The organism is Pseudoalteromonas sp. UBA6610 (assembly GCF_002433295.1).
Classification (GTDB): Bacteria; Pseudomonadota; Gammaproteobacteria; order Enterobacterales; family Alteromonadaceae; genus Pseudoalteromonas; species Pseudoalteromonas atlantica.
Map to the genome: position 1 here is coordinate 27,910 of NZ_DJHW01000021.1, position 17,205 is coordinate 45,114.

Below are 17,205 nucleotides of genomic sequence, written 5' to 3' on the forward strand. Positions count from 1 at the left end.
GAAACAAATGACTTTACAAAACGATCAGCAAATCAGTAAGCCACGTGTCGGTATTTTTGTTGATGTACAAAACATTTATTACACGTGCCGCGAAAGTTACCGTAAAAACTTTGATTACAATGCATTTTGGGCGCACATGAAGCAACAGTATTCTATAGATTGTGCATTTGCGTATGCCATTCACCGCGGTGATGAAAAACAAAACCAGTTTCAAAATATTTTGCGTGCTATTGGCTTTGAAGTAAAACTAAAGCCGTTTATTCAGCGCCGCGACGGCAGCGCAAAAGGGGATTGGGATGTAGGCATAACGATAGATATGCTAGAGCAAGGCAAAAACCTCGATAAAGTTATTTTGCTCTCTGGTGATGGCGACTTTGCGTTATTGCTAGGGCATTTAAAAAATCAATACAATGTACCGTGCGATGTGTACGGCGCCGATAAGTTAACCGCAGAGGTGCTTAAGCAAAGTGCAGAACAGTTTCATTTAATTGATGATAGCTTGCTACTCTAAAGCATAAAATATAGCGGCTAAGTGCCTGCAACATGAGAGTTTTTAATAAAGAGCCTATATAGCTAATATAGGCTTTTTTTATTGCTGTAATAAATTGGGTTTACTCAGCGGTTATGGTAATTTTACGCCATACCATGTTATTGAGGACTCACATGCTTTATTACAGCGACATGCCATTAGACCGCGGGTCTAATTTTCGTAAAAACGCGGCGTGGTTAAACGCACAAATGTCGGCACAAAGTAAGTGGCTTTTGGTGAATAATAACCACACTTTGTTTTATAAAGACGCAGCTCAAGTGTGCTACTTAACGTATCAGCAAATTGCCCATTTAGATTTATCAAACGCTATTTATTTAGGCTCAAATACCGAGCAACAGGGTGTGTTTGCGTTAGATGTTTCAGCCATACACGATGACGAACTCAAGTGCGTTATAGGCGACGCACAGTTTTTTGATATACGCCAATATGGCCCTCACGTTGATATACAAGATGGCTCTATCGCCGCTCTTGCCCGTGGCTTATGTTATTGGCATGCAACGCATAGTTTTTGTGGGCGTTGTGGCAGTAAAAATACATTAATAGAAGCAGGGCATTCTCGCCTATGTGAAAACGAGCACTGCAAGCACCCTACATTTCCACGCACTGACCCTGCAGTAATTATGGTGGTTACTAAAGAATTTGAAGATGGAATAGAGCGTTGTTTATTGGGTCGTCAAGCAATATGGCAACAAGGCATGTATTCGTCATTGGCGGGCTTTGTAGATCCAGGTGAAACACTAGAGCAAGCTGTAGCACGCGAAGTTAAAGAAGAAGCAGGCATTGACGTTGATAATGTACGTTATATTGCCTCGCAACCTTGGCCATTTCCTTCCTCTATTATGTTGGGTTTTATTGCACAGGCTAAAACTGAGCAAATAAACGTAGATAAAGATGAATTAGACGATGCCAAATGGTTTACGCGCGAAGAAGTTAAGGCGTTTGGCAATATGGGCGATGAAGGCGATCATTATAAACTCCCTCGGGTCGATTCAATTTCGCGTTTTTTAATTGAACAATGGCTTTCAAATAAGGCTTAAGGATTGGTAATGGCGACAAGCAAAAATAAAAATACTCAGTTAGTATCAACGGGGCGTAAAAAAGCCTACACCCATGGTGTGGTAAATCCCGTAGTACAACGCGCTTCTACAATTGTATTTGACAGCGTGGCCGAATTAAAAGAAGCCGCTAAAACCCGCGGTGATAAAACATTATTTTATGGCCGCCGTGGCACAACTACACATTTTGCACTGCAAGAGGCGATAACCGAGCTTGAAGGCGGCGAAGGCTGCGCACTTTATCCATGTGGCGCTGCGGCAATAAGCCAAGCGTTATTGTCGTTTGTAAAAGCGGGCGATCATATTTTAATGGTTGATAACGTGTATGAGCCTACGCGTGATTTTTGCGATAAAATTTTAGCGGGACTAGGTGTTACCACCACTTATTACCCACCCACGATTGGCGCAGGTATTGAGGCGTATATTCAGCCAAACACAAAAGTGCTGTTTTTAGAATCGCCTGGCTCTATAACCATGGAAATACAAGATGTACCTGCCATGGTAAAAGTAGCCAATGAGCATAATATTATGACCATGCTTGATAACACCTACGGCAATGGCTTGCATTACCGCCCACTTGAACACGGTGTAGATATTAGTATTCAAGCAGCAACTAAGTACATTGTTGGCCACTCTGATGTAATGATGGGTGTAGCAGTGGCAAATAAAAAGTACTGGCCAACCCTGCGTGAGCAGTCGTACTTATTAGGGCAATGCACCAGCGCAGATGATGCCTATTTAGCGCTTAGAGGCTTACGTACTATGGCAGTGCGTTTAAATCAGCACGAAATGGCGGCTATAGAGGTGGCAAAATGGCTTGAGCAACATGAGTTAGTTGATCATATTCGCCATCCTGCATTTGCAAGCTGCCCTGGGCATGAATTTTTTAAGCGCGACTTTGATGGCAGCAATGGATTGTTTTCATTTGTAATGAAAACCGGAAACCAAAAAGCCATTGATGCGTTTTTAGATAGCCTTGAGCACATTAAAATGGGTTTTTCGTGGGGCGGCTTTGAAAGTTTAGTCACCGCCAATTTGACCATGAAAGGTTTACGTTCGAACACCGGCTGGGATTTAGGCCCTGTTATTCGCTTGCATATTGGCCTTGAAGACATTGATGATTTAATTAATGACTTAAGCCAAGCACTTGAGGTATACCAACAGCATTTATAAAAATAGGCTAAATAAACAAAGTTTGGCCTGTTACATTTAAACGGTTTGTTACAAAGCTCACTTATGGTGAGCTTTTTTTTGCTGGTAATTCAAGGTGTTTACACTTACTGTTGTTACATTACGCTTTATTTTAAAGCATGAGCAACGTCATTAAGGAAAACCAATGGCAACATCATCATTAGTGAACATAGGGCGATTAACCCAAATAGCGGGTTTTGAGCTAGTACGTATGTTTTTAACCAAGCGCGGCTTAATTGCAATGGCCGCCTTTGCCCTTGTTTGGTTACTTATTTTACGCTACCCGATAGGCCAAGCCGTCAGCATTATTAGTGCCCCCAATTTTGAGCAAATGGCACGCGATATTTCAGGCAGTATTGGTTTAAGTAAGTTGCTTGATTGGCCTGAGGCCGAATTTGCTATGTACTGGCTAGTCGCTTTGTATAGCTTTCCGCTGTTTGCTATTTTTATATCAAGCGATCAAACCGTTGGCGATAGAGAGCGCGGCACATTACGGTTTTTATCATTGCGCTCTACACGGTTTGAAATTTTATTTGGCCGTTTTTTAGGTCAGCTTGGCGTGTTAGCGTGTTTATTAGCTATTACCCTAGTGGCAACCCTTGGCGTACTTGGTTACAGAGAGCCTAGCCTATTAATGGGTGGGTTAAGCCGTGCGGTTTCTATATTTATAATAATGGTGGTGGTACTTAGCCCGTTTGTGGCATTAATGAGTTTGATTAACACGTTTGCTCGCTCGTCGCGTTTAGCAATTGTATTAGCCATTTTATATTTTGCTGGTGGCGGCATTATTGTGGGTATATTGGCGTGGCAAGTACCGGCTCTAAATGCGCTCGATTACCTTTTCCCAGGGGTTAATTCTGAACTTTTAGCTGGGCAAAACCTACCTTTATTGAGTGCCTTAGGTGTGCCGCTTATTCAAAGCGCTGTATTTATAGCGATTGCGCATCGAATATTTACAAGGAGTTCGCTATGAGCGTATTAATAAAAGCCAGCGGCTTGAGTAAATCGTATGGCGCAAAGCAAGCACTTAACAACGTAAGCTTTGAAATTCAAAAAGGCGCACCTGTGGCGTTAGTGGGCCCAAATGGCGCCGGTAAAACCACATTATTTAGTTTATTGTGCGGCTATATTAACCCAAGCCACGGTGAGCTCAGTATTTTAGGGCATAAGCCTGGTAGTGCCGCGTTGTTCAACCAAGTGAGTGCATTACCGCAAGATGCGCAGTTAGATCCGCGTTTTAATATAGATAAGCAACTGGCGTTTTATGGCAAGCTTCAAGGCATGGGCGCTAAACAAAGCCACAATGAAGCGCTGCGCGTACTTGATTTGGTTGGCTTAAAAGAAGTCGCTAAACAGCGTGCGGGCGATTTATCTCACGGTATGCGTAAACGGGTTACGATAGCGCAAGCGCTGATTGGCTCGCCGAAAATAGTGATGCTTGATGAAGCCACAGCAGGGCTTGACCCTATTCATGCCAGAGAGGTGCGAGAGCTGGTATCGAGCTTAAGCGATGAAGCCACCTTTATTTTAAGTTCGCACGATTTAACCGAGCTTGAGCGATTATGCTCCCAAGTGCTTCACCTAGATAAGGGCATTTTGAGCGAGCACCAAACAAAAGACAACAATACGCATACTCACTTTTATACCTTAATGCTCAACGAGGTGTATCAAAATGTGGAGCAGCAACTGCAGGCGTTAGCAGGTGTAAGCCGTGTGTATATGAGCCAACATAAAGAATACGTGATTGAGTACCAGCCAACCGGTGAGCCACTTGATATTGCTTTATTAAACTTTTGCCATCAACAAAACTGGCAATATAGGCAGTTAGTAAATGGTCACACCTTAGAAAATCAAATATTTACACAGGAGAAAGCATAATGGGACTACTCAGTGGTTTAATGGGAAATGCAAGCGAAGTAGATGATTCTGATTTAGAAAAAGTACTTGCCAATACCCTAATAGATGGCGAACAAGTAGAAAAAGCCTATAAGGTGATTCGCGATATGTTTATTTTTACTAATAAGCGTTTAATTTTAATTGATAAGCAAGGTATGACCGGCTCTAAAATGGAAATGGTGAGTATTGCTTATTCTAAAATTACTAAGTTTAGTAAAGAAAGTGCAGGGCACTTTGATTTAGATGCCGAGCTTAAAATTTGGATTGGTTCAGACCCAACGCCTATTAGTAAAGAGTTTAAATCGGGCGATAATATTAACGAAGTTTATCGTGTAATAAGTCAGCATGCGCTTTAATTTGCTGAACATGTTTTAAGTAGTTGTTGACTATATGTTGCAACTACTTTAAATTTACAGTTTCTTACACCTACTTACAATTAACTTAATAAATACAACTGCTTAATTAAGTTTTCATTCAGTTTCTCAGCGTTAGCATGTCCCCACTTTAGTCAATGAGCTAAAGCATAAAAAGCAATGCACAAAGGGAAGTCTTACAATGAAAAAATTAGCAGTTATTATTTCAAGCATTTTATTATCTAGCACTGCGGCTGCTGCAGACAGCTACAATTCAATCAGTAATTTAAGCTACAAAGATAGCGATAACAACGACACCGTTGCTGTAGACTCTATTTATTACCTATCTCCTAAAAAAACATTAGGTCCTTACGATCAGTTTGAGTACATTAATAAACAAACTAACGTTTACGGCGGTTATGCTGATGACGACTTTGGCGATGTTACTAACATTGGTGGCGAATACTTTATTAATGAATTTGTTGTTGGCGCATCTTACGAAAACCTTGACCCAGATTCGGGCTCTAACGGTGAGCTTTACAAGCTAACTGGTGGCTACTTCTTTAACCCTGATTTATTAGCAAAAGTAACGCTTGTTGAAAACAAAGACGGCGATGACTTTGCTTTGTTTGATTTAGCATACAATCACATGCTAAACAGCACAGACTACGTAGGTGTAACACTTACATCTGATGACGACTTTGATTACCGCGCTGTTGCAGCTAAGTACTTTATTGACTTACAGCAAGGTAACTTTTTAACGTTTGAAGGTAAATACGAGAGCATTGAAGATGCAGAAAACCAGTGGGTAGCAGAAACTAACTACTACTTCTCAAAAGCAACCTCGGTATTTGCTAACTACAACAAGCAAGATACATACAGCTTTGGTGCTCAGCACTTCATCAATAAAAACATTGGTCTTAAAGTAGGTTACGAGAACAATGCAGATGACTCTGATAACGATGCATACTTTGCAAACATGCGTTTTCAGTTTTAATTAAGCCCTGTACTTAATTAAAAGCATAAAAAGCCCGCTACTGTAGCGGGCTTTGTTGTTTTTAACTTTACATTGACCGTGGTAAACGTTTTACCAGCCGCAATTACGGCCTTTGTTTTGCTCATCTAAATAGCGTTGCAGCGGTGCAAAGTAATCAAGCATAGCGGTTGCATCCATTTGCGGCTTGCCAGTGATGGTTTCAAGGGCTTCTTGCCATGGACGAGAAGAGCCCATTTCTAGCATTGCGTTTAGCTTATCCCCCGCTTCTTTTGAATTATAAATAGAGCAGCGGTGAATGGCTTTATCGTTACCGGCTATTTCACATAAGCTACGGTGAAATTCAAACTGTAAAATATGCGCTAAAAAGTAACGTGTATAAGGAGTGTTGCCTGGTACGTGGTATTTAGCACCTGGATCAAAGTCATCTTCGCTACGTGCAATAGGCGCTTTCACACCTTGGTATTTTTCACGTAGCTCCCACCACGCTTTATTATAATCTTGTGGCTTTACTTGGCCCGAAAATACCTGCCAGCGCCATTGATCAACCATTAAGCTAAAGGGCACAAAGGCGACTTTATCTAGCGCCATTTTCATTAGTAAGCCAATGTCTTTTGACTCATCAGGTACTTGCTCAAGTAAACCAATTTCTTTTAAGTAACCGGGTGTAACCGATAAAGCAATGGTGTCGCCAATGGCTTCGTGAAAACCATCGTTGGCACTTTCTTGATAAAATAAAGGCTGTTTATTATAAGCGCGCTGATAAAAGTTGTGGCCTAACTCATGGTGAATAACAGAAAATTCTTCGCCGGTGCGTTGAATACACATTTTAATGCGTAAGTCGTCTTTGCTATCTATATTCCAAGCAGAGGCATGACACTGTACGTCTCTGTCTTTCGGTTTTACAAATAACGAACGCTCGTAAAAAGTCTCTGGCAGTGGCTCAAACCCCATTGAGGTAAAAAAGGTTTCAGCACCTTTAACCATTTTTAGCTCGTCGTAATTATTTTTAGCTAATAGCTCGGTAACATCGTAACCCGGATCGGCGTTTTCTGGCGCGACCACATCGTAAATGTTACCCCACGCTTGCGCCCACATGTTTCCTAATAAATGCGCAGGAATAGGCTCATCTTGGGCTACTTTGTCGGTGCCGTATTTTTCGCCTAATTTAGCGCGTACATGGCAATGCAGTGAGTTATAAAGTGGCTTTACTTGCCCCCAAATGCGGTCAAGCTCGGTTGTAAAGTCATCGGCTGGCATATCGTACTTGCTGCGCCACATTGCGCCGGTATCAGCATAACCTAGCTCTTTAGTCCCTTCGTTTGTAAGGGTTACTTGCTGCTCGTAAAGTGGGCGCATGGGCTTTGAAATTTGGCGCCACCCTTGCCATAAATCAAGTAGCTCGTTGTAATCACGGCTGGTGGCCATTTTTGCGGTCATATCACCAAGGCTTAAACAGCTGCCATCGTCTTTACAGTATTTACCTTTACCGTATAAACCACCTAGCTCTGCCACAATAGTTGAAAGTTGGGCTGTTTTTTCAGCGTCCTGAGGAGCGGGTAAAGTAAGCGCAAGTTTAAGTTTATTAAGCTTGCGGCGTGCATCGTAATCAAGCGCTAAGTCGTCAAATTGTGCTGCCTGATTGGCTAAACGTACGACCGACTCGGTCATTTTACGATTAACTTCGGCAGATAACGCCGAGGTGTCGTGTGTTATAAAGTTTGCGTAAATCCACTCAGCGCGGCTCGACTCTAGGTAAAGCTCACTTAGTTCTTGCTCGGCTTTGGCAATAAATGCATTGGCATCTTGTTTTGTAAGAGGCTTCTCGGTCTGTGCTGAATCGGTAGTGTCTATGGCTATTTCTGCTTCGCAGGCGGTTAGCGCTAATGTACTTGCGACTATGAGGGCGCTCATACTTAGTTTAAAGCGTGGCGTGTTCATTGTATTCCTTTGGTTTATTGTTATTAAGAAAGTGATAATAGCAGCGATGTTTAAAACAATAAAATTAATACGTTAAGGCGTGTGGTGCATCGCGCAATGATTGTATTTAAACTAAGATGGGTCATAATTAAGTTACTATTTTCATTCAATGTAAAAGGAATGTGCTCATGTCAGTATTTATAATATTGCTGGTCGTGGTGGTGGTTATTTTTGCAGTCAAAGATATTCGCCTCAACCTGATCAGCCGTCCTACGTTTAAAATGTTTAAAAAGGTACTTCCGCCGCTCTCGCAAACTGAGCGAGAGGCAATGGAAGCCGGCGATGTATGGTGGGATGGTGAGCTATTTAGTGGTAATCCAGATTGGCAAAAACTGCATAGCTTTCCAAGGCCTGAGCTTAGCGATAAAGAAAATGACTTTATGGATAATCAGGTGAGCACGCTACTGGCGATGCTAGATGATTACCAAATTGTACAAAAAGATAAAGACTTGCCAAAAGAAGTCTGGGATTACTTAAAAACAGAGGGCTTTTTTGCGCTGATCATTCCTGAAAAATTTGGTGGACGTGAGTTCTCTGCCATTGCTAATTCAACCATAGTGTCAAAAATTGCTACAAAAAGCTTAACTGCGGCGGTTACAGTTATGGTGCCTAATAGCTTAGGCCCAGGCGAGCTGTTACTGCATTATGGCACAAAAGAGCAACAAGACCGTTGGTTGCCAAGCCTTGCAAGTGGTAAAGATGTACCGTGTTTTGCACTTACAGGCCCAGAAGCAGGCTCTGATGCCGGCAGTATTCCCGACTCAGGCGTAGTGTGTAAAGGGCAGCATAATGGTGAAGAAGTTATAGGCCTGCGTTTAAATTGGTCTAAGCGTTATATTACGCTTGCGCCGGTTGCAACTGTACTTGGCCTTGCCTTTAAAATGTATGACCCAGATGGGTTATTAGGCGATGAAAAAGAGCTAGGTATTACCTGTGCGCTAATTCCTACAGATCACGAAGGGGTAGAAACGGGTGAGCGCCATTATCCATTAAACATGGCATTCATGAACGGAACTACCTACGGTAAAGATGTTTTTATTCCGCTAGATTGGATTATTGGCGGTGAGCAGGGCGCAGGACGAGGCTGGCGCATGTTGGTTGAGTGTTTAAGTGCTGGACGCGGTATTTCTTTACCTGCACTAAGCACCGCAACAGGGCATTTAGCCTCTAAAATGAGCTCTGCTTACTCTGTGGTACGCCAACAGTTTGGTGTATCAATTGGCCAATTTGAAGGTGTACAAGAAGCCTTAGCGCGTATTGGCGGGTTAACGTATACGTTAGAGTCTGCGCGTTTAATGACCGCAGGCGCAATAGATTTAAAACTGAGCCCATCGGTTGTTACAGCCATTGCAAAATACCATATGACCGAAATGGGGCGTACGGTAATGAACGATGCAATGGATATTCACTCTGGTAAAGGTATTCAAGTTGGGCCTAATAACTATTTAGCCCATGGTTATATGGGGATCCCGGTATCGATTACCGTTGAAGGGGCAAACATTTTAACCCGCAACTTAATGATTTTTGGCCAAGGTGCCACGCGTTGTCATCCGTTTGTGTTAAAAGAAATGGAAGCTGCCGCAATGGAAGACGATGATGCAGCACTTGATCAATTTGATAGTTTATTGATGAAGCACATTTTATTTGCTGCCAGTAACGCCGGCATGGCTTTTGTGCATGGTCTTACGCGAAGCTGTTTGGCAAAAGCGCCCGTGTGCGGTGCAACCGCTGTGTATTACAAACAGCTAAGCAGAATGAGCCGAGGGCTTGCTTTTACTACAGATGTAGCCATGTTGGTACTTGGTGGCGAGCTAAAGCGTAAAGAGATGATTTCGGCGCGTTTAGGTGATGTGCTTAGCCATTTATATTTAGCGTCTACGGTATTAAAGCGCTTTGAAGATGAAGGGCGCCAACAGGCTGATTTACCTTTTGTGAAATACGCTATTGAAAATTCTCTTTATGAGATAGGCCAAGCGTTTGACGGTTTTTTCAAAAACTTTTCAAATCCGGTGGTTAACTTTTTACTTAAACGCATAGTGTTTCCGCTGGGGAATCACTACCACAAGCCAAGTGATGAAACAGCCCAAAGTATTTGCGAGCATATGACGCAACCTGGGGTGTTTAGAAACCGCTTAACGCACTTATGTTATGTAGATGAAAATGCGGGCACGGGCGTGATGGAAAATGCATTTTTAGCTATGCACGATATGCAAACACAGTTTAAAGAGTTAAAACACTGGCAACGCAGTGGTAAGGTCCCTGCAACGCTCGACATAGAAGGCGCAATAAATTACGCATTAGAGAATGAGCTCCTTGCGCAAGCAGATGCCGATGCAATGCACCATACCAATAAACTAAGAAAACAAGCAATTGACGTTGACAACTTTAAACCCGGTGAATTATAACGCTTAAGATAAGCGCTAAACGCAAAAAGGCCTTACATGTGTAAGGCCTTTTTTGTGGTGTATAAGTTAGCGTGCGTAAGGGTCTGCAACTATTTTATCGATATACCATTTCCCTTTTTTACGAAGCATTTTAACGCTGCGCATATCATCGACTTTATCGCCATTAAAGTAGCCTGTAAAAATGAGGTTTATTTTGGCGTTATCGCCATATTGTTCGCGTACGCTCATGTTGGTCATATCGACTTCAATTACTACTTCATCGTATTGCAGGTTTACTAAGTTTCGGGCAAATTGCTTAGCGGTGCCATAGGATTTCATAATCCGGCTTAGGTTAGGGGTGGCCATTGTGCTGGCTTTTTGTAAATCTTTTTGATTATACAATGCATCAAAGTAAGCGGTGGCTGTATCGCCCGGTGAGTCGCCCAGCGTTTGTACGCTATCGCCACAGGCGGCTAAAATTAAGCATACGATAAAACTTAAATAAGCTGTTATTTTTTTCATGTTGAATGTTTTTAATTAGTTTTTTTAAAGTGTGTGGTTAATTAAACAAGATGTAAAGCAGCACTGGGGAATAAATAGAAAATTGAATCATAAATAATAAAAAAGGATGCCATAAGCATCCTTTTAAGTATCTCAAGGAGAGAAGTTTACTGTACTAATTCTTGCTCGCTAAATTCTTCAGCAAACATTGGGCTAGACAGGTAACGCTCTGTGGCACTTGGTAAAATCACCACAATATTTTTATCAGCGTTTTCTGGCTTTTCAGCAAGGCGTTTAGCGGCAACAACAGCTGCGCCTGATGAAATACCCACTAAAATACCTTCTTTTTTCATTAGCTCATGAGCCATTGCAATAGCATCTTCGTTTGATACTTGCTCAGCACCATCAATCACACTTAAATCAAGGTTTCCAGGAATAAAGCCTGCGCCAATACCTTGAATTTTATGTGGTCCTGGTTTTACTTCTTCGCCTGCAAGCGTTTGGCTAATAACAGGTGAGTTAGTTGGCTCAACTGCAATCGCTTTAACATCTAGGCCTTTTTCGTTTTTAAGGTAACGGCTAACACCTGTAATAGTACCGCCAGTGCCTACGCCTGCTACAAAAAAGTCTACTTTACCATCAAGCGCTTCAAAAATTTCTGGGCCGGTTGTTTCAAAGTGAATTTTAGGGTTAGCTGGGTTTTCAAACTGTTGTAATAAAATGTATTTTTCTGGATCTGTTGCTTGAATTTCTTTTGCTTTTTCAATTGCGCCATTCATACCTTTAGCGCCATCTGTAAGCACTAAGTTAGCGCCTAATGCTTTTAATAGTTTGCGGCGCTCTAGGCTCATTGTATTTGGCATGGTAAGTGTTAATTTGTAACCACGTGCTGCTGCAACAAATGCAAGGGCAATACCTGTATTACCCGATGTAGGTTCAATTAGTTCTTTACCTTCAACAAGCTGACCTGATTTTTCAGCTTCCCAAATCATTGATGCACCAATACGACATTTAATACTAAAGCTAGGATTACGCGATTCTACTTTAGCGTAAACGTTTCCGCCTGTTACGCGATTAAGTTTTACCAGTGGTGTATTACCAATGCTTAGTGAGTTATCTTCAAAAATAGTAGACATAATGTTCCTTTGGATACAATCTGATCAATGTGTTAATAGCCTTTGCTATTAACTATATAAATACACTTTACTGCGAGTTTAAAAAAACTAAAGTAAAGTTTGGCTATAACATATATCTATTGGGCTTATAACCAGCCGAAATAAAAATTAGTTATTATTGTTGCTTTAGTTATTAAAGATGCGGGCTCATTTTTAAATTTAAAGAGTAAATTTCGCCCCGTAGTTAAAAAATGCTCAGAGTAGGCTAATTATTGCGATGTTTTTGTGTGTTATTTGCGCACATGAATATAACTTGAATACTTTTATCACACAATGCGCCTAAAACATGTTAAAAACACTCTATCTATATTCAACTAAGCAATCACAATGAAGTTAATCTTAAAATTAATTGCCGGTATTGTGGCCGGTATTTTGGTCGGGCTTTATGTGCCTCTCACAGGTGTTGAGCTTTTATTTACTGTTAAAGAACTTATTGGCCAACTCATTTCTTTTACCATTCCATTAATTATTTTATTTTTTATTGCTTCTGGCATTGCGGGCTTGCCTAAAGGGTCTGGCCATTTATTAGGTAAAACCGTTGGCTTTGCTTATAGCTCTACAGTAATTGCAGGTACGCTTGCCTTTTTACTAGTAAGTGCGGTTATTCCACTGCTAAGTGGCAATATTACGTTTGAAGCCGAAGTTGCCACTGAAATTGGCAGTTTTATTGATTTAGAAATTCCACCGCTGATGGGTGTAATGACAGCGCTTGTGACTGCATTTGTGTTTGGTATTGGCATGAGCCAACTTGAATTAGAAACACTTAAAAAAGTGTCTGATCAGGGTCGCGATGTAATCGATGCTTTATTATCTAAAGTAATTATTCCGGCATTACCATTTTACATTGCGGGTGTATTTGCAGAAATGACCGTAGCAGGGACCGTGGTCGATACACTGCAAACCTTTGGTGTTGTGCTTATTGCTGCACTTGTAATGCACTGGCTGTGGCTAACCGTACTATATGCTTCTACGGGGATATTACTTAAACGTAACCCGTTGGAGCTCGTTAAAAATATGCTTCCTGCTTATTTTACAGCACTGGGGACAATGTCGAGCGCGGCAACCATTCCGGTGTCTTTGCAATCAAGCAAAGCAAATAACGTAAAAGAAGATGTAGCAAACTTTACAGTGCCACTGTGCGCTACTATTCATTTATCGGGTTCTACCATTACGATTGTGACGTGTGCAATGGCCGTTATGTTTTTATCGCCAAGCATGGAAGTACCTTCTTTAATGGGGATGCTACCGTTTATTATGATGTTAGGGGTAGTAATGATTGCAGCGCCAGGTGCGCCTGGTGGAGCAGTAATGTCGGCGCTCGGTTTATTAACCAGTATGCTTGGCTTTAACGAAGGCGCTGTTGCACTTATGATTGCACTTTACCTTGCGCAAGATAGCTTTGGTACTGCGTGTAATGTTACAGGCGATGGCATTATTGCCCTATGGGTAGACCGTTTTAGCGAAAAAGTAGCGTCATAAAAAACTAAAGTACTGGTTTTTAGCAGTAGTAAAATAATGCTAAAAGATGAGTACACCTAAAGCGAAGCAATAATATTAGTTATTGTTTCGCTTTAACTGTGGTAATGTGGCAAATTAGATTGTTTGTCGCGTATTGTTAGGTTAATGAGGGTATTACATTGATTAATGTGCTTTTAGTTGATGACCATGAGCTGGTACGAACTGGTATAAAACGTATATTAGATGATGTACGTGGTTTTAAAGTGGTAGGCGAAGCTAAAGATGGAGAGGCTGCGGTACAGTTTTGTCGCCAGCACGCACCTAATATTGTATTAATGGATATGAACATGCCTGGCATGGGTGGCTTAGAGGCCACAAAAAAGATTTGTCGCTATTGCCCAGATGTAAAAATTATTGTGCTTACGGTTAATTGCGAAGACCCGTTTCCATCAAAAGTGATGCAAATTGGCGCGCATGGCTTTTTAACCAAAGGTGCAGGCTCTGATGAAATGGTTCGTGCTATACGGTCTGTTCATGCAGGCCAGCGTTATATCGCCCCAGAAATTGCACAACAAATAGCCCTTGCGCAAGTAACAGGGCGTACCGATGAAAACCCTTTTCAAAGCTTATCTGAGCGCGAGCTACAAATTATGCTAATGATCACCAAAGGTGAAAAAGCTCAAGATATTGCCGAGCGCTTAAATTTAAGCTCAAAAACAGTGAACAGCTACCGTTACCGTATGTTTGAAAAATTAAACGTAGGAGGCGACGTTGAGCTTACTCATTTGGCTATTCGCCATAAAATGATTGATATAGACGTATCTCATTAATTTTTTAATTTATGTCTGAATTCGATCACGCCCAATTTTTAAAAACGCTATCAAGTGAACCGGGTGTATACCGTATGCTTGATAGTGAACAACAAGTTATTTATGTCGGTAAAGCTAAAAACTTAAAAAAACGGGTAAGTAGCTACTTTAGATCTAATCTAACCGACAGCAAAACCCGTGTGCTAGTGAGTAATATTTGCGATATTGAAGTTACGCTCACAAACACCGAAACCGAAGCCCTGCTGCTTGAAAACAACCTTATAAAAAAATATCAGCCGCGTTATAACATTTTATTACGTGATGATAAGTCATACCCCTATATATTACTTACCAGTCATAAACATCCGCGTTTAGCCTTTCATAGAGGCAGTCGCAAGGTAAAAGGCGAGTACTTTGGGCCTTTCCCAAGTGCTGGCGCAGTGTCGGAAAGTTTGCGTTTAATGCAAAAAATATTTCCTGTACGTCAGTGCGAAGATGCCTATTACCGTGCCAGAAGTCGCCCGTGTTTACAGTATCAGCTAAAGCGCTGCTCAGCACCGTGTGTTAATAAAGTGACAGAGCAAGAGTACGGCGAACAAGTTGATTATGTACGTAAGTTTTTAACAGGTAAGTCGCACGAAGTAATAGCCGATTTAATAAAAAAAATGGAAGCGGCGAGTAAAGACCTTAACTTTGAGCTCGCAGCTAAAGTGCGTGACCAAATTATGCTACTGCGCAAAATGCAGGAGCAGCAGTCTATTTCAGGTAATTTTGCTGAAATGGATGTGGTAGGTTTTGCACACTTAAATGGATTAAATGGGATTCATTTATTAATGATCCGCGATCATAAAGTGCTAGGCAGTAAAACCTATTTTCCAAAAGTGCCTAAAGATTCGGGGCAAGAGGAAATACTCACTTCGTTTTTAGGGCAATATTATTTAGCGCCTGGTGCGACAGGGCGCATAGCAAAAGAGATTATTTTACCGTTCGAGATTGAAGAAAGTAGCGCATTGAGTGAAGCGCTTACGCAAATTAGTGAGCGTAAAGTATCGCTTAAAGTGGTTACCCGCGGGGAGCGAGCACAATATCTTCAGCTTGCTAATAAAAACGCATTAAACAGCATCACCGTTAAACAAAGTACGCAAGACTCTATAAACAAACGTTATGCACAATTAAAAGCGACCCTAGGCTTAGATGATATAAACAGAATGGAATGTTTTGATATCAGCCATACCATGGGGGAGAACACAGTAGCCAGTTGTGTAGTATTTGATTCGCAAGGGCCAAATAACAAAGAGTACAGGCGCTACAACGTAACGGGTATAACCGGCGGTGATGATTACGCGGCAATGGAGTTTGCACTGAACAAACGCTACAACAAAGTGGTAGATGAAGACAAAATCCCTGACGTTATATTCATTGACGGTGGTAAAGGGCAACTAGGCCGTGCAGAGCAGTATTTTGCTACGTGGCCACATGCTAAAATGCCGCTGTTAGTAGGTGTAGCAAAAGGCACAAGCAGAAAGCCAGGCCTTGAAACCTTATTAATTGATGGCGGGCGAAAAACGATTCCTATGGATTCGGATGCGCCAGCACTTCATTTAATCCAGCATATTCGCGATGAGTCGCACCGATTTGCCATTGCAGGGCACCGTAATAAGCGCCAAAAACAGCGCACGCAATCATTATTAGAAGAGATCAACGGAGTAGGTTCTAAGCGCCGCCAAACATTATTAAAATATTTAGGGGGCATGCAAGGGGTAAAAGCTGCTAATATAGAACAGTTAAAGAAAGTTCCTGGGATCAGTCCTGACATGGCTGAGAAGATATTTAACCATTTGCATGACAAGGGCTAGCCCTTCATGCGAATATAGAAAAAAAGACATATCCAAGTAGTTATGTGGAATATTCCAAACACACTCACAACCTTTAGACTTTTTCTTATCCCCATATTTTTGGTGATATTTTACTTGCCTTATAGCTGGGCGTTTTTTGCTGCCGCTTTTATTTTTTGGCTTGCATCAATCACCGATATACTTGATGGCTATTTAGCACGAAAGCTAGAGCAATCTACGCCTTTTGGTGCGTTTTTAGACCCTGTAGCCGATAAGGTTATGGTGTGTGCTGCACTTGTTGCGCTCTCTGATCATTATCAGTCTATGTATATGACGATTCCGGCACTTATTATTATTAGCCGTGAAATAGTGATATCTGCATTACGCGAGTGGATGGCCGAACAAGGCAAACGTGGAAACGTTGCAGTATCAAATATGGGCAAAATAAAAACCGCGGCGCAAATGCTGGCGATTATTGGCCTAATTTGGCAATACGATACGTGGATGATCTATTTAAGTTTTGCTTTATTGTATATAGCCACCTATTTAACACTGAGCTCTATGGTGCAATATTTAATGGCTGCATGGAGTGAATTGACCAAAAATTGATTGCAAACGTCTAATAACGCACCGTTTTAGATAAAAAATAATCAAACAGTTCAAAAGTGGCATTTTTTGTGTTGACGCGTTTAATAATCTCTGTAGAATGCGTCCGTGTTGAGAGGGCATAGCCCCTAAGATAAAGAAAACCAAAGTTACTTAGTTAACAGCGTAAACATCGCAAGATGTTGAATAACGCAGATAATTAAATAATAATGCGGCACTAGCTCAGTTGGTAGAGCGCGACCTTGCCAAGGTCGAGGTCACGAGTTCGAGCCTCGTGTGCCGCTCCAAGTTTTCATTAGGTTGTCCAACGGTTTGGCGGAATGGCAGAGTGGCCATGCAGCGGATTGCAAATCCGTCCACCTCGGTTCGACTCCGGGTTCCGCCTCCATTCAACACTCCACATGCTTTAAATAGCAAA

The 17,205-nt window shown here is 41.7% G+C and carries 15 protein-coding genes and 2 tRNA genes; 14 read left to right on the top strand and 3 right to left on the bottom strand.

What is annotated here, in order from left to right; translation table 11 throughout:
• Positions 1-7: 7 nt before the first annotated feature.
• The 7 genes from B4F91_RS02895 (at position 8) to B4F91_RS02925 (ending at position 6,042) form a co-directional block, all read left to right on the top strand.
• Positions 8-511, top strand: coding sequence for an NYN domain-containing protein (locus B4F91_RS02895; RefSeq protein ID WP_004589523.1), 504 nt, complete (start codon positions 8-10; stop codon positions 509-511).
• A gap of 152 nt (positions 512-663) precedes the next feature.
• Positions 664-1,587, top strand: a complete 924-nt coding sequence (gene nudC, locus B4F91_RS02900) for an NAD(+) diphosphatase (RefSeq protein WP_154945836.1) — start codon at positions 664-666, stop codon at positions 1,585-1,587.
• 9 nt (positions 1,588-1,596) lie between these two features.
• Positions 1,597-2,778 carry a cystathionine beta-lyase gene (locus B4F91_RS02905; protein ID WP_286938692.1) on the top strand — a complete coding sequence of 394 codons (1,182 nt, stop codon included), beginning with the start codon at positions 1,597-1,599 and terminating at the stop codon, positions 2,776-2,778.
• A gap of 163 nt (positions 2,779-2,941) precedes the next feature.
• Positions 2,942-3,769, top strand: a complete 828-nt coding sequence (locus B4F91_RS02910; protein ID WP_054983890.1) for an ABC transporter permease — start codon at positions 2,942-2,944, stop codon at positions 3,767-3,769.
• A complete protein-coding gene (locus B4F91_RS02915; protein WP_286938689.1) occupies positions 3,766-4,674 on the top strand; it encodes an ABC transporter ATP-binding protein in 909 nt (302 codons plus the stop codon). The genes B4F91_RS02910 and B4F91_RS02915 overlap by 4 nt, the downstream gene beginning before the upstream one ends.
• Positions 4,674-5,048: a PH domain-containing protein gene (locus tag B4F91_RS02920; RefSeq protein WP_004589518.1), complete on the top strand. Its 375-nt coding sequence runs from the start codon at positions 4,674-4,676 to the stop codon at positions 5,046-5,048. Before B4F91_RS02915 ends, B4F91_RS02920 begins: the two co-directional genes overlap by 1 nt.
• A 199-nt stretch (positions 5,049-5,247) precedes the next feature.
• The gene (locus B4F91_RS02925; RefSeq protein ID WP_004589517.1) at positions 5,248-6,042 is read left to right on the top strand and encodes a putative porin; all 795 of its coding nucleotides are present in this window, start codon (positions 5,248-5,250) and stop codon (positions 6,040-6,042) included.
• Between the two features lie 90 nt (positions 6,043-6,132).
• Here B4F91_RS02925 and B4F91_RS02930 read toward each other — a convergent pair whose 3' ends face one another.
• Positions 6,133-7,980: a M2 family metallopeptidase gene (locus B4F91_RS02930; RefSeq protein WP_286938686.1), complete on the bottom strand. Its 1,848-nt coding sequence runs from the start codon at positions 7,978-7,980 to the stop codon at positions 6,133-6,135.
• A 167-nt stretch (positions 7,981-8,147) separates the two neighbouring features.
• Between B4F91_RS02930 and B4F91_RS02935 the strand changes: the two genes are divergently transcribed.
• Positions 8,148-10,424: an acyl-CoA dehydrogenase gene (locus tag B4F91_RS02935; RefSeq protein ID WP_286938685.1), complete on the top strand. Its 2,277-nt coding sequence runs from the start codon at positions 8,148-8,150 to the stop codon at positions 10,422-10,424.
• Positions 10,425-10,490: 66 nt separating this feature from the next.
• On the opposite strand, the gene B4F91_RS02940 is transcribed toward B4F91_RS02935, so the two are convergent.
• On the bottom strand, positions 10,491-10,925 hold the full coding sequence (locus B4F91_RS02940; RefSeq protein ID WP_286938683.1) for a hypothetical protein: 435 nt from the start codon (positions 10,923-10,925) through the stop codon (positions 10,491-10,493).
• A 146-nt stretch (positions 10,926-11,071) separates the two neighbouring features.
• Positions 11,072-12,040 carry a cysteine synthase A gene (gene cysK, locus B4F91_RS02945; RefSeq protein WP_004589513.1) on the bottom strand — a complete coding sequence of 323 codons (969 nt, stop codon included), beginning with the start codon at positions 12,038-12,040 and terminating at the stop codon, positions 11,072-11,074.
• Positions 12,041-12,406: 366 nt separating this feature from the next.
• On the opposite strand from cysK, the gene B4F91_RS02950 reads away from it, so the two are divergent.
• The 6 genes from B4F91_RS02950 (at position 12,407) to B4F91_RS02975 (ending at position 17,175) form a co-directional block, all read left to right on the top strand.
• Positions 12,407-13,558: a dicarboxylate/amino acid:cation symporter gene (locus B4F91_RS02950; protein WP_286938681.1), complete on the top strand. Its 1,152-nt coding sequence runs from the start codon at positions 12,407-12,409 to the stop codon at positions 13,556-13,558.
• A gap of 158 nt (positions 13,559-13,716) precedes the next feature.
• Complete coding sequence (gene uvrY, locus B4F91_RS02955) at positions 13,717-14,367, top strand: UvrY/SirA/GacA family response regulator transcription factor (RefSeq protein WP_004589511.1); 651 nt, start codon at positions 13,717-13,719, stop codon at positions 14,365-14,367.
• Between the two features lie 11 nt (positions 14,368-14,378).
• Positions 14,379-16,202: an excinuclease ABC subunit UvrC gene (gene uvrC, locus B4F91_RS02960; protein WP_004589510.1), complete on the top strand. Its 1,824-nt coding sequence runs from the start codon at positions 14,379-14,381 to the stop codon at positions 16,200-16,202.
• Between the two features lie 42 nt (positions 16,203-16,244).
• Positions 16,245-16,790 carry a CDP-diacylglycerol--glycerol-3-phosphate 3-phosphatidyltransferase gene (gene pgsA, locus B4F91_RS02965; protein ID WP_024033647.1) on the top strand — a complete coding sequence of 182 codons (546 nt, stop codon included), beginning with the start codon at positions 16,245-16,247 and terminating at the stop codon, positions 16,788-16,790.
• Between the two features lie 208 nt (positions 16,791-16,998).
• Positions 16,999-17,074: transfer RNA gene (locus B4F91_RS02970), tRNA-Gly, on the top strand.
• 27 nt (positions 17,075-17,101) lie between these two features.
• Positions 17,102-17,175: transfer RNA gene (locus tag B4F91_RS02975), tRNA-Cys, on the top strand.
• Positions 17,176-17,205 lie beyond the last annotated feature (30 nt).

Excerpts from the sequence above, each read along its gene's own strand:
- uvrC (WP_004589510.1), top strand. The coding sequence starts at position 14,379 with ATGTCTGAATTCGATCACGCCCAATTTTTAAAAACGCTATCAAGTGAA.
- B4F91_RS02895 (WP_004589523.1), top strand. The coding sequence starts at position 8 with ATGACTTTACAAAACGATCAGCAAATCAGTAAGCCACGTGTCGGTATT.
- B4F91_RS02940 (WP_286938683.1), bottom strand. The coding sequence starts at position 10,925 with ATGAAAAAAATAACAGCTTATTTAAGTTTTATCGTATGCTTAATTTTA.
- B4F91_RS02905 (WP_286938692.1), top strand. The coding sequence starts at position 1,597 with ATGGCGACAAGCAAAAATAAAAATACTCAGTTAGTATCAACGGGGCGT.
- B4F91_RS02950 (WP_286938681.1), top strand. The coding sequence starts at position 12,407 with ATGAAGTTAATCTTAAAATTAATTGCCGGTATTGTGGCCGGTATTTTG.
- cysK (WP_004589513.1), bottom strand. The coding sequence starts at position 12,040 with ATGTCTACTATTTTTGAAGATAACTCACTAAGCATTGGTAATACACCA.
- B4F91_RS02925 (WP_004589517.1), top strand. The coding sequence starts at position 5,248 with ATGAAAAAATTAGCAGTTATTATTTCAAGCATTTTATTATCTAGCACT.
- B4F91_RS02930 (WP_286938686.1), bottom strand. The coding sequence starts at position 7,980 with ATGAACACGCCACGCTTTAAACTAAGTATGAGCGCCCTCATAGTCGCA.
- B4F91_RS02915 (WP_286938689.1), top strand. The coding sequence starts at position 3,766 with ATGAGCGTATTAATAAAAGCCAGCGGCTTGAGTAAATCGTATGGCGCA.
- nudC (WP_154945836.1), top strand. The coding sequence starts at position 664 with ATGCTTTATTACAGCGACATGCCATTAGACCGCGGGTCTAATTTTCGT.
- B4F91_RS02935 (WP_286938685.1), top strand. The coding sequence starts at position 8,148 with ATGTCAGTATTTATAATATTGCTGGTCGTGGTGGTGGTTATTTTTGCA.
- B4F91_RS02910 (WP_054983890.1), top strand. The coding sequence starts at position 2,942 with ATGGCAACATCATCATTAGTGAACATAGGGCGATTAACCCAAATAGCG.
- B4F91_RS02920 (WP_004589518.1), top strand. The coding sequence starts at position 4,674 with ATGGGACTACTCAGTGGTTTAATGGGAAATGCAAGCGAAGTAGATGAT.
- pgsA (WP_024033647.1), top strand. The coding sequence starts at position 16,245 with ATGTGGAATATTCCAAACACACTCACAACCTTTAGACTTTTTCTTATC.